Raw genomic sequence first — 13955 nt, forward strand, 5'->3', positions numbered from 1 at the left:
GCGCTCACCCGGCCAGACCCGTCAGCTTGCGCAGCCAGGGAATGACGTAGCTGATCGGCCGGCGCCAGGCCACGGTCACCTCGGCAGCGGCCAGCGACCCGCTGGTGAACTGCTGCGACGGCCCGGACCCGCCCGACCAGGCAAAGCCGCTCGGCGTTGCCGGATCCCGCGTCAGGGCAATGCGTGCGGCATAAGGCGCCCCCTTCTCCGAGAAGCTCTGGACCAGCTGGTCATTGCGCAGCACCGCCTGCATCGCCTGCGCCGTTGACGGGAAGTCCGACACGTCGCTGACCTGACCTTCCATCATCCCGTATTCCTCGCGGCGCACGGTGGACGGGGCAATCTGCACACTCATGCCAGGCTTCACCCGCTTGCCGTCGTTGGGCGGCAGATACAGCAGCAGCTCCAGTCCGCTCGCCCCGCTCTCGACACTGATCAGCGGCTGTCCCGGCGCAATGCGCGTGCCCGGAATGGCCTTCCATTCTGTCACACGGCCGGAGGCGGGGCTCACGATGGTCTCCTGCTGGCGCAGCTGGATCTCGACTTCAGCCATCTGGCGGCGTGCATCAGCCAGCCGCTCCTCGGCGCTGCGGATATCGCGCAGGTTGGCATTGCGCTGGGTGATGTCCTCGCTTTCCAGCTGCGATATCTGGCTGCGTGCCTCGAGCTCGGTCTGGCGCGCCTGCGCCAGGGCCTGACGCGTCTCGTTGAGCTGCTGCCAGGTGATGAGACGGCGATCAAACAGCGAGGCATCCTGCGCTGCCTGCTTTTCCAGCACCGACACCCGCTCCAGCGCGTCCTTGACCCGCAGGTCGAGCATCTTCGCGCGGGCTTCCAGCGTGTCTTTCGTCGCCCGGCTGCCTTCGTCGATCTGGCCCCGAAGGATTTCCAGCTGGCCGCTGCGCTCGGCAACCACCGCCCGGATGTTCTCCAACTGCTGGCGCAAGCCGGGCTGGATCACACGGGCAACTTCCTCGCCCTGCGTCACACGCCCGCCGACCGGCACCAGAATTTCCGCCAGCGTTCCCTCACCTGTTGCCACGGCATCGACAACACGGCCGCCGGACGTAATGAGGATGCCTGACCCCTTAACCCGCTCCGGCACCCGGCCGAGGAAGGACCACGTCACCGCGAGCCCGATCAAGAGCAGAACGACGAGCGTTGCCACCCAGTCGCGTGGCCGGGTGAGCCGGATCAACTGGTCCAGCTGCTCGGGCGAGGACAACCGGTCGAGCGCGGACTTGCGGAACAGGCGGGCCGCCTGGTTTTCGACCGGCGGCTGCGATGCGGATGGGGAGGAGCTGGAGGCGTTGGCGTCAGTCGACATCTACGGTCTTTCGAAAGGTCAATTCACCGCCCCGGCAGATCCAGGGGCAATGGCCACCGTCTTGCTGGCGGGCGCGGCCGCCGCGTCGATGGCCTCACGTTCGGCAATCAGTCTGGCGACGTCCTCGTCGGTCCAGCCGCCACCGAGCGCACGATAGAGTGCGATCGCGGACTGGAACCGCGCCAGACGCACCTGCTGCAGGCTGTCGACAGCGGTGAAATAGTCGCGCTGGGTGTTGAGCACGGTGGTCATGTCCACTTGCCCTGCATCCAGCTGTTCAAGCGTCAGTTCATAGGCGCGGCGCGCAGCTGCGGTGGCCCGTCCGGCGACTTTCTCCTCCCGGGCCAGTCCGCCATAGGCAATCAGCGCCTTCTCGACATCGGACAGCGAGGTCATCACCGCCTGCTGATAGGTGGCGATCAGCTCCTGCCGCCGCGCCTGCGTCCCCTCAAGCTGCGCCAGAAGGCGCGGCGCGTCGAAGATCGGCTGCGTCAGTTGTCCGGCCACCGAAAAGACACCGGCCGCGCCGGAGAACAGGGCCCCCGTGGTCAGGCTTTCGAAGCCCTTCTGCAACGACAGCGTCAGGCTCGGCAACATCGCCGCCCGGGCGCTGGCGACATTGTTCGCCGAAGCCGCGACAAACTCTTCTGCCTGCCGCACATCAGGCCTGCGGCGCAGAAGATCAGCCGGAGTTCCCACCCCAAGCTTCGGAATCGCGAGCTTGCCGAGGCTGCCGCGCGTGATCCTGACCTCGCCGGGCGTTGCCCCGATCAACAGGCCAAGCGTCACCTCTTCCTGCGCCAGGGTCCGCTGCAGGCGCAACACCGTGGCCTCCTGCTGCAAAACAACCGTTTCCTGCTGCGCCAGCATGATCTGCGTCGCAGATCCCGCCTCGACCCGTGCCTTGACGTTGTCCTGCACCTTGCGCGCCAAGGTCAGGTTCTCGCGCCCCAGCGCCAGCCGGTCGCGCAGGGACAGGATCTGGACATAGGACAAGGCCGTTTCAGAGGTCACCGCCAGCCGGGTCGCGGCAACGGCAAAGGCCGCAGCATCGGCGCGGTTGCTGGCGGCCTCGAAGTTCGAGCTGGCCTTGCCCCAGAAGTCCAGCTCCCAGCTGGCGTTGAGACCGACCTTGCGCTGCTGGCGCACCGGCATGCTGACGCCGGCTGGCAAGCCCGCCGTGTTTGCCGATGCCTTGAATGTGGTCTGGGTGCCGCCAAGACCGCCGCTCGGCAGCAACCCGCCGAAGGCTTCGTCTGCCCCCGCCTCTGCCTGTCGCAAGCGCGCGATCGCAACGGTAATGTCCCGGCTACCCAGCTCCGCGCGGCGGATCAAGTCGGTAAGGTCGGGAGACCGGAACGCGGTCCAGAACTCGGGCGAGGTCATGCTGGCTTGCGCCAGTCCGCCTGCATGGACAAAACGCTCTGGCAACGCAACTGCGCCCGGCGTTTCCGGCGTCAAGGCTTCGCCCATTGCAGCACAGCCGGCCAAAGTGCCGACCAGAAACATAGCCGCGACATTGCGCCCCAAATCGCGAACACGGGCAAACGACACTCGACACATGACCTGAATTACGCCCGCGCTTGCCGGCAAACCTGCCGCCCCATTTCCCCTGTTACGCCCTGTCTGTCCGGTTATCTCGGATAGACCCCGTTTTTGTCATCGCCTGCCGATGATCTCTCCGGCCCGGCTTGACAGGTTTGCACTTGCCCACTCAAGCAACCCCTCGATGCATTTTAAAGAAAGTAAACGACTATCTTTTCCAACCACCAACAAAACTCACCGAACAAAAGGCCAAGAATCCTCCTGACCAGCAATCATTCACAGAAATGAATATTGAAAATAAACTCGCTCATCAAACCACCGGGACAATAGTCGACCCGCGCAAGTGAGTGCATCAACGCCCGTTGATGGTTCACATCTTTATATGATCCGCCGGCGTGGTAAGTATCGTTCAGGGTTCGTCGTCGGACCTCGACAAAACGCAGCTCGCAAGCCGACACGACAAGCTTCAGGCAAGAACGGGCAACACCTGAACCGCCCCGGCGCCAGTCTCGATCCATTCGAGCGAGCAAGTCGCCGCAAGCCGAAATGAAGGACCTGCATGAACGCCCTGGTTCAGCGACCGGACAGACTGGATACGACTGCACAGCCGGCCAAGCCCGCCGGCGGGTGCATCGCGACCGGCAGCACCGCGCGCCCGGACCGGACGGCGGTCATGGCGAACCTGTTGGCCCATCCAGCCTTCAGCGACGCGCGCAAGGCCATCATCGCCAACCTGACCCAGCTGTTTCGCGGCGACTATCTTCTGAGCCGGCTGCTGCTGGAGGAAGGCCGCTACCTGACAATCCAGACGCTGCTGCATCTGGCTGCCGGCCAGCAGGCCGAAGAGCGTGAGACGTGGCTGACCCTTGGGCGGCTGCAGGCAAGACTTGCAGGATCAGAACTGGCAAGCCGCAACCGGATAGAAGCGCTCGTCGCGATCCTGGAGCGCTACAGCTTTCTGGAACGCCGCAAGGCGGAGGAAGACCTGCGCGTCACGCTGCTGCTGCCGACACCCCGGCTCTGGGGCTGCGATGCGGTGCTGGCCGAGGCGATGGTCCAACCGCTGGCCCTGTTCCGCGATATTCATCAACCGGGCCCCGCGCTTTGCAGCCTCCTGACCCGGACCCGCGTCGGCGGATCGGCGTTTGTCGCCCCCCCTGACACGGGGCCAGGCTTTGATCCGCAAGTTCCCGCCTGGTCCAACAGGGATCTTGCAACCGCAGGCGCCGGCCATCGTGCCTGGCATCGGGCGCTTTCGCCGCATATCGACACATACTTTGCGCTGCGCGCAGCTCATCCTCAGATCCAGGGTCTTGCCGCGCGTGACGGGGGCTACCTCACCTTCCTGCTGCTGCTCGGCGAGGTCGAGCAGACTGGCTGCGCCCGGCTTTGCCTGCCCTTCGAGACCTTGTCCAGCCACACCGGCGTCTCGCGCACCCATGCGCGCTTGCTGATGGAACAGGCCGAAGCCAGCGGCTTCATCAAGCTCCACGCCAAAGGTGGCCGCGACGTCGAGGTCCTTCCGGCGCTGCATCAGGCTGCCGATGCCTGGTTCGCCGATCTCATGGCATTCGTCCTTACCCTTGACTGAGGTCGCGCCCACCCGGCCAGGCACTCCATCCCTGATCGAGCGCCTTTCGCGGCAAACCGGCATCGCCCCGTCCTACATCGGCGCACGGCTCGGCACGCACCAGTTGTTTCCGTTCCAGAACACCCCGGCAGATCTCATCGAACGCCTTTTGGTGCAGGAAACCTCCTTCTTCCGGCATGCAGGTCAGTGGACGATGTTGCGCAACATGCTGCGCGAAGACCCCGTGCTTTCAGCATCGGCGCTGCGGGTCTGGAGCACGGCCTGTGCCACCGGCGAGGAGGCCTGGTCACTGGCTTTCCTGCTCCAGTCCGAAGGCAAGGGCAGGTCGCGGGTGATCGGATCGGACATCAGCCCGTCGGCCATCGCGGCAGCGACCCTCGGCCGTTACACGCGGCTGGAGGCCATGGGCAGTTTTCGCGATCTGCCGGAGTTTGCGCGTCCGGCGTTCCCGCTTGCCAGCGGCGAGGTCTGGGACGCGCCAAGCAACTTGCGCAGCATGACGAGATTTTGCGTGCACAATGTGCTGGATCCGATGTTGTCCTCCGAACTCGGTGGTCCAGCTGACCTTGTGTTCTGCCGCAACATGCTGATCTACTTCACCGAAGATGCCGTCAACAGGGCCCTCGCCAACATCGCAAGCGCGATGCGGACCGGGGGAATCCTCGTTCTTGGAGCCTCGGAAACCATGCGCGATAATGGCCTGTTCGAGCCAGTGGAGACCGCAAGCGCCATTTTCTGGCGCCGCACCGGCCGGCCCGCCGTCACGGCTACACCGATGGCAGGAGCCATGCCACGCCCGTGAAACGCCCGATCCTCATCGCCGCCCCTGGTGCCTTCGAACGATCCGCCCTGCACCGTATCCTGGCCGAAGCCTTCCCGGCATCGCCGCTCAGCCAGTGCATCACGGCGGCTGATCTGCAACAGCGGCTGGAAGCGCGGTTTTCCGGCCTTCTGGTGCTTGATGAGGCCCTGACAGCGGCCGCCATGCCAACGCCAGCCCTGCAGACCGGCCTTGCCCGGCTGGGCCCTCGGCTGATTGCGCTCACACGCGATACATCCGTCCCCGGCCCCCCTGTCGGCACATGGGCCCGGGACCTGCCGGATCGTGTCAGACGGGCCGTTGCTGACCAGGCACTCGCCGTCGGAGCCACTACGGATCCGGCCGAGCTGCCAGCATCGCCGGCGCTTGCCTCACTTGCAGCCGCAACGAAACACGCAACGCCGGCCTGCCTGCTGGTGGCCAGCAGCACCGGCGGCCCGGGTGCCCTGGCGCGCCTGTTGCAGCACATCCCCGTCGGGGCCTTGCCCTGGATCATCGCCCAGCACATGCCGGACCACGGCACGCAGGCCTTCGCAGCTCATCTTGCCGATGTCAGCGGTCATGCGGTCAGCGAAATCGGCAGCCAGACCCGCCTCGCATCCGGCGGCATCTATGTCCTCAAGGGCGGACAGGACTTCACCCTGTCGCATACACCAGCTGGAATGCTCACCCTGCGCCCTTGCCCGGCTGTGGCAAGCCCCTTCCATCCCAATGCCGATCACCTGATGCAATCGGCTGCGGCTGCCGGAATTCCGGCCATGGCCCTGGTGCTCAGCGGCATGGGCGAGGACGGCGCGAGGGGAGCCGCAGCTCTGGGGCAAGCGCAGAATCCGGTTTATGTACAGGAGCCCGCCACCTGCATAGTCCCGGGAATGCCGGGCGCAGCGCTCACCCGGTTTCCGTCCGCGCTGCGGCTGGATCCCTCGGCCCCGCCTCCGTCTTTCGTCAGACTGTGCTCGCGCCGGCCAGGAGAAGACTGAACCCGAAATGGGTCAAATGATGCAGGCTCTGGTCCAGTCCCAGCAGCCACCAGAAAGACGCCCGCGCCGGCGTCGCCCCAATGGCCCGCACCGCCCCTGCCTTGCCCCGGTCAATGCAGAAATGCACGGCAAAATCCACAAGAGCGAGCCAGACCAGCCAGGGTGCGAACCAGAGGCAGACAAGGCCGGTCAGGACCGCATGAATGCCCGCATGGACTGAAAGCGGGACCAACCAGTGCCGCGCCTTTTCCTTGCCGGCGGCCATCCAGTAGGTTTGCAGCAGGAAATCCGCCAGAAAATGCTTGGCCAGAAACGCAAGAAACAGGGCGCTCAAAAGCCCGACGGGAACTTGATCCGGTATCGCCACTGTTTCCCCCGGAACTGTGAAGCATCTGCAATGGCTAGTCATTAGCCACGCGCGGGTGACCTTGCCACCCGTCTCGGCACCAGTTCCAGCCCTTGCCCTGGAACATTCCGGGTGGATCGGTCGCGGTCGCGCGCGCGAAGGCTAAAGACCGCACGTGCTTGTAAATTTCCGTCGATGCGATTGGCATCCGTCGGTCTTCCTCCGGGGGGCAACTTGAAGAACATTACTCTGTCGACCCGCATCTACGGCCTTGCCGCCGTTCTGCTTGTTCTCCTCGGCCTGCTGTCTGCGGTGGGATACACGTCGGTCCGTGATCTTTCCCGGCTGTCTTCCGAGATGGACCGCTTCTATCGCGCCGTCGGCGAGATGTTTCTTGCAGACCGGAACTTCACAGGCTTCCGTCTGCGCACCAATGCCGTCCTGTCCTTTGGCCGCACTGCGGATTTCGACCGATCCCAGGCCCAGGCCAAACTGATCGAGCAGTCCATCTCCCGCGCGGAGGAACTGATTGCCGGTCATCCCGAAGCCGGGCTTGTCTCGGACATCCGCCAGAACCTCGACGCCTTCCGCAAGCGGGCCGAAAGCTTGATGCAGGAGCGTCTCGCCATCGTCGCCAGCAGCGGCGAACTTTCCGAAGCGCTCAAGGCCGGCAACGCCCAGTTTGCAATTCCCCCGACGGTGGCCGATGCCGTGGCTGCAAGCGTTCTTGCCTCCGGGACTTTCTCTCCCGAAACGGTCTCGGCCGCATCCACCGCTCTTTCGAAGCTCCAGTCTCTTTCGCTGACACTGCGGGAACAGTCGCTCGTTGAAGCCGCCCGCAGCTTGGTCGCGCGGCAAGAAGCCTTGATCGCTGCCGCTGGCCTTGGCGGCCCTGACGTCATCACCCCCGAGGAACGCGGGCTGCTGGACAGCATCGCAGCTTTCCGCGACCGTCTGCAGGAGCGCATCGCCGAGTTGAGCACGACTGTCGCCTCCCAGACGGCAAGCGCACAGCAGTTGCTCGCCATGCTTGCCGGCGGTGGCATCCTGTTCGGTCTCTTCATCGCCGTCGTCATCGCCCGCGGCATCATCTCGCCGTTGAAGCAGATGACGCATGCCATGACGCGCCTCGCCCAGGGCGATGGCAACGTCACCATTCCTGGCCTCGGCTCCACCAACGAGATCGGCCAGATGGCTGCTGCGGTGGACGTGTTCAAGCAGAACGCCGACCAGATTGCGGCCATGCTGAAGGCGGAAGAAACCACCCGCGAGATCGGCGAGGTCATCTCGAAGGCTGCGGCCGGTGACCTGACCCTGCGCGTGAGCCTTGAGGGCAAGACCGGCTTCCTGCGCGACATCGGCGAGCAGGTCAACCGGCTGCTGGACGTCTCGCATTCCTCGTTCCGCGACTTCGGCGAGAAGGCCCGCAGCACGGCACTGTCCGTGGGTGAAGCCAGCATGGCCGTGTCCCAGGTGGCGGACGGTGCCCGCATGCAGAACTCATCGCTGGCCCAGGTGGCGACGGCGGTCAAGGAAGCAATGCTCGCCATTCGCGAGGTCTCCGACAACACAAGACTTGCCAGTGAAAAGGCGGATAACGCGACAGGTCTGGTCGAAAAAGGTCTCGCCTCGGTTGAAGCCATGGGAACGCTGGTCGACCGCATCGCCCAGAACAGCCGCAAGGTGAACCAGATCACCCAGGTAATTGCCCAGATCGCCAACCGCACGCACATCCTCTCGCTCAACGCCGCCATCGAGGCAGCCCGCGCCGGGGAACACGGCAAGGGCTTCGTCGTGGTGGCGCAGGAAGTCGGCAAGCTCGCAGAAAGCGCCGGCCAGAATGCCAACCAGATCGCCGAGATCGTCGAGCAGGCCAGCGAGGACAGCCTCGCAGGCAAGCAGGCGGCCGACACCGTTCGCGCAGCCATCGTGGGCATCTCGGGCGAGGCACGCCAGACCACCCAGATGATCCACGCCTCGGTTGCGGCGATCGAGCAGCAGCGCGCCTCGATCACCCAGATCGACGGCACCGTCAGCGAACTGAAGTCCATCGCCACGTCAAACTCGGCCGCCGCGGAGGAAATCACCGCGACCATGGTCCAGCTGGCCCGTCTGGCCGATGAGACCCGTCAGCGGATCGACGCCTTCAAGATGCCTTGAGGCAGCGGAAAGACGAACCGATGGCCACGCATGAGGACAGCACGCAGCACGATGCGGATGACTGGCACTTGACCCTCGTCAGCGATGACGCCGGACTGGCGCTGTCCATCCGCGCCCTGCTGCTGGCTGATCCGCAGGCCCGTGTCACCGTCACCGGCAGCGCCGATGTGCTGACGGGCCTGCGCAGCCTGACGGCGGATGTCGTGCTGATCGACGCTGACAGCGTCACGGATATTGCGCGGCTCGTCGGGTCGGCGGTTCTGATCCAGCCGGCCCCCGTCGCCGTCATTGGTCTTCATGTCAGCGCCGACCTGCGCACCTCTGATCTGTGCCGCAGCCGGGGCGCCAGCCTTGTTCATCCCAAGGCGTGCGGCACGGCGGACATCGCGCTGGCCGGCCCCGAAGGCGAAGCACTTCTTTCCGCTCTCCAGCGCCTCGCGCGCGACCCTGCCCGCAGGATGCCCCTTGCGCGCCCGCCCGTGGAGACCACGCATGGCCGGAGCTGATTTTTCCGCCGATCTCCTCACCGAGGCGGGCGAGCATCTCGGCGTGATCGAGCCTATTCTTGTGGCCAGCGAAACGGCAGCCGTCTCCCGCGCCGATGTGGATGTGTTGTTCCGGGCCTTCCACTCGATCAAGGGCCTCGCCCGGGTCGCCGGCATTGCCAGCCTGGAACAGGTCACGCATCTGGCGGAGGCCTGCCTTTATCCGGTCCGCAACGGCACACGCGATCTGACGCCTGACGTCATCGACGCATTGCTGCGTTTGGTCGATGCGATCCGCTCGGCGCAGGCAACGGGCGACCTCACCAGCTTCGCCGAACCTGATGGCCTGTCCACCCAGCTCGAGGCGCTCTCGGTCAGTGGCCCCACCCAGGCCGCAAGCCTTGAGGCGAGTGTTCCGGCCTCACGCGATGCCCTTGGGCTGGAGCCCGACATGGGCCGGGCCTTCGCCGAGTTGCTCGCCGAACTCCTGTCGGAACTGTCGGAGGCCCTGTCCGACCGGGACGAGGCTGCCCTGCACGAGGCGGCAGATGTTCTCGCCCACGCAGCGCGCAAGACCGGCCTGGCGGGGCTGGAACGATGCGCCCGCTTTCTCGCCCAAGCCGCGCTTGACCAGGCCGCACCGATCCTGTCCGGCATCGTGGCCCAGGCCCGCACGCTGGAAGCGCTGACGGGCACCGAAACCGGCTGGGCAGAAGTGAGCATGTCGCTCGGCCTCGAGAGCGACGCCGGGACCTCACTGGACCTCGCCAGCGACACCGCCCTGCCTGCCGCCCTCATCAGCCGGCTCGCCTACTGGAAAGTCTCGCCGCTGCATCTCCCTGCCGTTGCCGGCGCAGCGCTCGAGCGCTTTTCGTCCGATCCCGCCGCGCGACTGGCGGAAGTCGTCCTGCCGATGCCGGAGCCGGAAGCGCTCGGGCCCCTTGTCACGGCCCTGCCTGGCCTCGTTGCCTCGCGCAGCCTGACCGTCGACGGCCGGCCGCACCTCGCCCTCCTCGTTGCAGTGACCAGCGCGGACATGCCGGAAGGCCTTGAGGCAGCCGGTCAAGGCACGGCATTGCCCGGGATCGATCTGGTCAACGGGCCGGACTTGTCGGCCTGGTCGGTGACCTGGCTCGATGGCACCACCGCTCCGGCCCATTTCGGCGATGCGCCCGCCCCGTCACGGATGGCAGCGGTCGAGGAAACGCAGGTCCGTGTCCCGGTCGAAGTGCTCGACCGGCTGTTCGGCCGCATCGGGTCTTTCTTCACGCTCGGCAGCCGTCTCAACGTGCTGGCCAGCGAAAGCCGCTCCGGCGAGGCCCTGCGCCGTCTCTACGACTACGCGTCCTCCCGAGCACCCGAGATGCTGCCCGAGGTCGAAGCCCTGATGGCCGACCGGCGTGACTTCCTGACGCTGGAAGCCGAGGTCAGCCACTTCATCAGCCTCATCCACGAAGCCACGCTGGGGCTCCGGGTCATCCCGTTCGAGAACATCATCGCCCGCTTCCCGCGCATGGTCCGCGAGGCCGCGCGGGAACTCGGCAAGTCCGTCCGCTTCGAGCAGAGCGCCGGTACGATCAAGATCGACAAGGGCATGGCCGACATGCTGCTCGATCCCTTGATGCACATGATCCGCAATTCGATCGATCATGGCATCGAAGCCCCAGAGGCACGCGCCGCTGCCGGAAAGCCGGCCACCGCGCGCCTCAGCCTGACGGCAGAGCAGCACGGCAACCGCCTTGTACTCACCGTCAGCGACGATGGACGCGGCATCGACATCGCCCGTGTCGGCGAGAAGGCTGTCGCGCAGCGCCTGGCGAGTGTCGAGGATCTGGCCCGGATGAGCGACGCGGAAATCGCCCGCTTCATCTTCACACCCGGCTTCTCCACCCGCAGCGAAGCCAGCACTGTCTCCGGGCGCGGCGTCGGCATGGATGTCGTGCTGGTCAATGTCACCCGTCTCGGCGGGCGCATCGACATCGAAACAGAGGCCGGCAAGGGCACCACCTTCCGCCTCGACATGCCGCTCTCGGCCGCGATCCGCCCTATGCTTCTGGCCGACACCGGCCGGCAGACCATCGGCTTCCCCGAAACGATGGTCGCCGAAACCGCCGTGTTCCCGGCCGCCAGCGTCCAGTCCGTCAACGGCCAGCCGTCGCTGTTGCTGCGCGGCCGCTTCCTGCCGCTGTTCGACATCTGCGAGCTGATGCGGCTGCCTGCGCCCGAGGACGATGCCGGCGCCGATCTGTCCGTCGTCATCTGCTCCTGGAAGGGCCGCCGCGTCGGCTTCCGCACCCGTCGCATCCTGCGCCGTGCCGAACTGCTCATCCGCGAAACGCATCTGCGCGTCGCCGAACTGCCCGGCGTCGGCGGCATCTCGATTCTGGGCGCCGACCGCATTGTCCTGGTGCTCGATCCGGACAAGCTGTTTGACCTTGCCGCCCGGGCGGTCAACCGCGGCCTGCGCAGCGCCGGGAACCCGCGGCCATGACGCAGTCGCTGACCGCCTATCTGCGCGTTCATCTGGCCGGCACGCCGGTTCTGGTCCCGCGTGAGGCCGTGCAATCCGTCCGTGGCCTGTCCGGTTCCGTCCTGCCGCTGGCAGGCAAGACGCCGCGGCCACGGGGCAAGACCGGGCACAGCCGCCTGGTCGTCGATGCCGCCCGCCTGCTCGGCCTCGGCCACGTTGCCGGCCCGGATCCGACCGGCCTTCGCATGGCGTCTGCGGACGAGAACGCCGGCTGGCTTTGCCTTGTCGATCGGGTGGAACGGATCGAGGATCACGGCGCAACCGAGGTTCTGCCCTTGCCGCCTGCCCTTGGCGCGCTGCGTCGCTGGCTGTCCGGCGTGATTGTCGACCCGGCAAGCGATACTGCCGTCTGCGTCCTGCGTGCCGAACCTGTGATCCCGCCTTTCACCCTGTTGCGTCACCTGCGCGCGGCCGCTGTCGATCCTTCGCCGCTGCGGGAGGAACTGGAATGACCGATCAGCCAGCCCCGGCCGCCGGCGTGATGCGCCGCCGCATCCTCGTCGTCGACGACAGTTTCATCATCCGCCGCCTTGTCAGCGAGATCATCGCCAGCGATCCCATGCTCGAAATTGCCGGCGAAGCAGAGAACGGCAAGATCGCCCTGCAACAGGTGCGCAAGCTCAACCCGGACCTCATCCTCCTCGACATCGAGATGCCGGAAATGTCCGGGCTGGAAACCCTGCGCCGTCTCAGCCTGCGCTCGCCCTGCCCGGTGATCATCCTGTCATCGCTGGTGGGCGCAGCCGATTCCGCCGAGCGGCTCGAGGCCCTGCGCCTGGGCGCCGCTGCCATCATCGCCAAGCCGTCCGGTGCGGTCAGTCTCGACCTGAAGCAGCAGCGTGCCTCGGAGATCGTCACCACCGCCCGCCGCGTCCTCGGCCTGCCCGCCGTGCTCGTCGATGCCACCGAGGCGGATGCTCCCGTGCTCACGGCTGCGGTCAGCGGCACGGCTGACGTCGCGCCCTCCGCCCTCGGTCTCATCGAGGCCCTTGGCAGCGGCGTGCTCGTGTTTGACAGCGCATCACGTCTTGTTGCCGCAAACCGTGCCGCCCACACCATCCTGCGCATGGAAGTCCTTCCGAAAGGCTTGCCGCTGCGCTCCGTCTTTGCCGACTACAACGAGGATCTCGCCGAAGACCTCACCGCCGTCCAGACCACCCACCAGCCTCTTGAGGCACTAGACTGCGAATTTGCAACGCCGGGCGGCGACTGGATCCCGCTGCGCCTCAACGCCCGGCTGCTCGCGGCGCCCTCTGAGTCGCTTGTTGTCTCCTTCGAGGACATCTCGCGCCAGAAGGACCTCGAAACGGTGCTTGCCCGCACCCAGTCCAATCCCGTCGCCCGCATTATGATGGACCAGGGTCCCGATGCTCTCGCCGGGGCGATGCTGCCAGCGACCATCCTGTTCTCCGACATCCGCAATTTCACTTCGCTCGCCGAAGCGCTCGGACCACAGGGAACCGTCCGGCTGCTGAACGACTATTTCTCGTTCATGGCCGATGTGCTGCGCGATCAGGGCGGCGTTATCGACAAGTACATCGGCGACGCGATCATGGCCCTCTTCGGCGTGCCGCAACCGACCGGCGGCGACGCTGACCGGGCCGTCGAGGCCGCCCGCGTCATGTTGCGGGCGCTGGATCTCGTCAATGAGCGCCGCCGCGATGGCCTGCCGGAGCCCCTGCGCATCGGCATTGGCCTTGCCACGGGCACGGTTCTGGCCGGCAACATCGGTTCGCCGGATCGCATGAACTACACCGTCATCGGGGATGCGGCGAACCTCTCGTCCCGCCTCGAAGGCATCACCAAGACCTACGGCGCTTCCATCCTCGCCTGCGGCGAAACCGTTTCCCGGCTCAGCCGCCCCGTCCCGATGCGCCTCGTCGATGTCGTGCGCGTCAAGGGGCAGGACCGGCCGACGGAGGTGTACGAAATCTTCGTCGAAGCCCCGGCTGCCAGCGAGGCCAACTGGCTCGACGCCCACGCAACCGGATTCAGCGCCTACCGCATCGGCTCCTTCGCCATGGCCGAAGCCGCCTTTGGCCGTGCGCTGGAACTGGCCCCCCAGGACCTTGCCAGTGCAACGCTGCTGACCCGGTGCCGCGCGCTGGCGCGGGATCCGGAAACTTTCGCCATGCCCTGGGACGGCGTCTGGTCCCTGAAGGAGAAATAAC

The 13955-nt window shown here is 66.1% G+C and carries 11 protein-coding genes; 8 read left to right on the forward strand and 3 right to left on the reverse strand.

Translation table 11 applies throughout. From position 1 onward, the window contains the following. Positions 1-4: 4 nt before the first annotated feature. Positions 5-1327, reverse strand: a complete 1323-nt coding sequence (locus tag C8348_RS00255; protein ID WP_106751263.1) for an NHLP bacteriocin system secretion protein — start codon at positions 1325-1327, stop codon at positions 5-7. A gap of 18 nt (positions 1328-1345) precedes the next feature. Further along, positions 1346-2881 (reverse strand): efflux transporter outer membrane subunit, encoded by a 1536-nt coding sequence (locus C8348_RS00260; protein WP_157950323.1) that lies wholly within the window; start codon positions 2879-2881, stop codon positions 1346-1348. A 550-nt stretch (positions 2882-3431) separates the two neighbouring features. Here C8348_RS00260 and C8348_RS21855 point away from each other — a divergent pair. The 3 genes from C8348_RS21855 to C8348_RS00280 are packed head-to-tail and all read left to right on the forward strand — an operon-like array spanning position 3432 to position 6263. Continuing rightward, positions 3432-4463: a hypothetical protein gene (locus tag C8348_RS21855; RefSeq protein ID WP_157950325.1), complete on the forward strand. Its 1032-nt coding sequence runs from the start codon at positions 3432-3434 to the stop codon at positions 4461-4463. Continuing rightward, positions 4456-5265 carry a CheR family methyltransferase gene (locus C8348_RS00275; RefSeq protein ID WP_157950327.1) on the forward strand — a complete coding sequence of 270 codons (810 nt, stop codon included), beginning with the start codon at positions 4456-4458 and terminating at the stop codon, positions 5263-5265. The genes C8348_RS21855 and C8348_RS00275 overlap by 8 nt, the downstream gene beginning before the upstream one ends. Then, positions 5262-6263: a chemotaxis protein CheB gene (locus tag C8348_RS00280; protein ID WP_106751268.1), complete on the forward strand. Its 1002-nt coding sequence runs from the start codon at positions 5262-5264 to the stop codon at positions 6261-6263. The genes C8348_RS00275 and C8348_RS00280 overlap by 4 nt, the downstream gene beginning before the upstream one ends. Here C8348_RS00280 and C8348_RS00285 read toward each other — a convergent pair. After that, complete coding sequence (locus C8348_RS00285; RefSeq protein WP_198646867.1) at positions 6229-6630, reverse strand: DUF3307 domain-containing protein; 402 nt, start codon at positions 6628-6630, stop codon at positions 6229-6231. The two genes, C8348_RS00280 and C8348_RS00285, sit on opposite strands and share 35 nt — an antisense overlap. Positions 6631-6843: 213 nt before the next feature. On the opposite strand from C8348_RS00285, the gene C8348_RS00290 reads away from it, so the two are divergent. Genes C8348_RS00290 through C8348_RS00310 form a run of 5 tightly spaced genes read left to right on the forward strand, consistent with a single transcriptional unit; the run spans position 6844 to position 13954 of the window. After that, positions 6844-8769, forward strand: coding sequence for a methyl-accepting chemotaxis protein (locus C8348_RS00290; RefSeq protein WP_198646868.1), 1926 nt, complete (start codon positions 6844-6846; stop codon positions 8767-8769). A 20-nt stretch (positions 8770-8789) separates the two neighbouring features. Continuing rightward, the gene (locus C8348_RS22070) at positions 8790-9275 is read left to right on the forward strand and encodes a hypothetical protein (RefSeq protein ID WP_198646869.1); all 486 of its coding nucleotides are present in this window, start codon (positions 8790-8792) and stop codon (positions 9273-9275) included. Next, entirely contained in the window at positions 9262-11745 is a 2484-nt protein-coding gene (locus C8348_RS00300) for an ATP-binding protein (protein ID WP_198646870.1), read from the forward strand. Before C8348_RS22070 ends, C8348_RS00300 begins: the two co-directional genes overlap by 14 nt. Next, positions 11742-12236 (forward strand): hypothetical protein, encoded by a 495-nt coding sequence (locus C8348_RS00305; RefSeq protein WP_106751273.1) that lies wholly within the window; start codon positions 11742-11744, stop codon positions 12234-12236. The genes C8348_RS00300 and C8348_RS00305 overlap by 4 nt, the downstream gene beginning before the upstream one ends. Next, on the forward strand, positions 12233-13954 hold the full coding sequence (locus tag C8348_RS00310) for a response regulator (protein WP_106751274.1): 1722 nt from the start codon (positions 12233-12235) through the stop codon (positions 13952-13954). The genes C8348_RS00305 and C8348_RS00310 overlap by 4 nt, the downstream gene beginning before the upstream one ends. The last annotated feature ends 1 nt before the right edge of the window (position 13955 follow it).

The sequence above is a fragment of the Pannonibacter carbonis genome (assembly GCF_003012935.1).
Classification (GTDB): domain Bacteria; phylum Pseudomonadota; class Alphaproteobacteria; order Rhizobiales; family Stappiaceae; genus Pannonibacter; species Pannonibacter carbonis.

What these genes read in the sequence shown, in the direction of transcription:
- C8348_RS00255 (WP_106751263.1), bottom strand. Translation starts at nt 1,327, where the DNA reads ATGTCGACTGACGCCAACGCCTCCAGCTCCTCCCCATCCGCATCGCAG.
- C8348_RS21855 (WP_157950325.1), top strand. Translation starts at nt 3,432, where the DNA reads ATGAACGCCCTGGTTCAGCGACCGGACAGACTGGATACGACTGCACAG.
- C8348_RS22070 (WP_198646869.1), top strand. Translation starts at nt 8,790, where the DNA reads ATGGCCACGCATGAGGACAGCACGCAGCACGATGCGGATGACTGGCAC.
- C8348_RS00300 (WP_198646870.1), top strand. Translation starts at nt 9,262, where the DNA reads ATGGCCGGAGCTGATTTTTCCGCCGATCTCCTCACCGAGGCGGGCGAG.
- C8348_RS00305 (WP_106751273.1), top strand. Translation starts at nt 11,742, where the DNA reads ATGACGCAGTCGCTGACCGCCTATCTGCGCGTTCATCTGGCCGGCACG.
- C8348_RS00310 (WP_106751274.1), top strand. Translation starts at nt 12,233, where the DNA reads ATGACCGATCAGCCAGCCCCGGCCGCCGGCGTGATGCGCCGCCGCATC.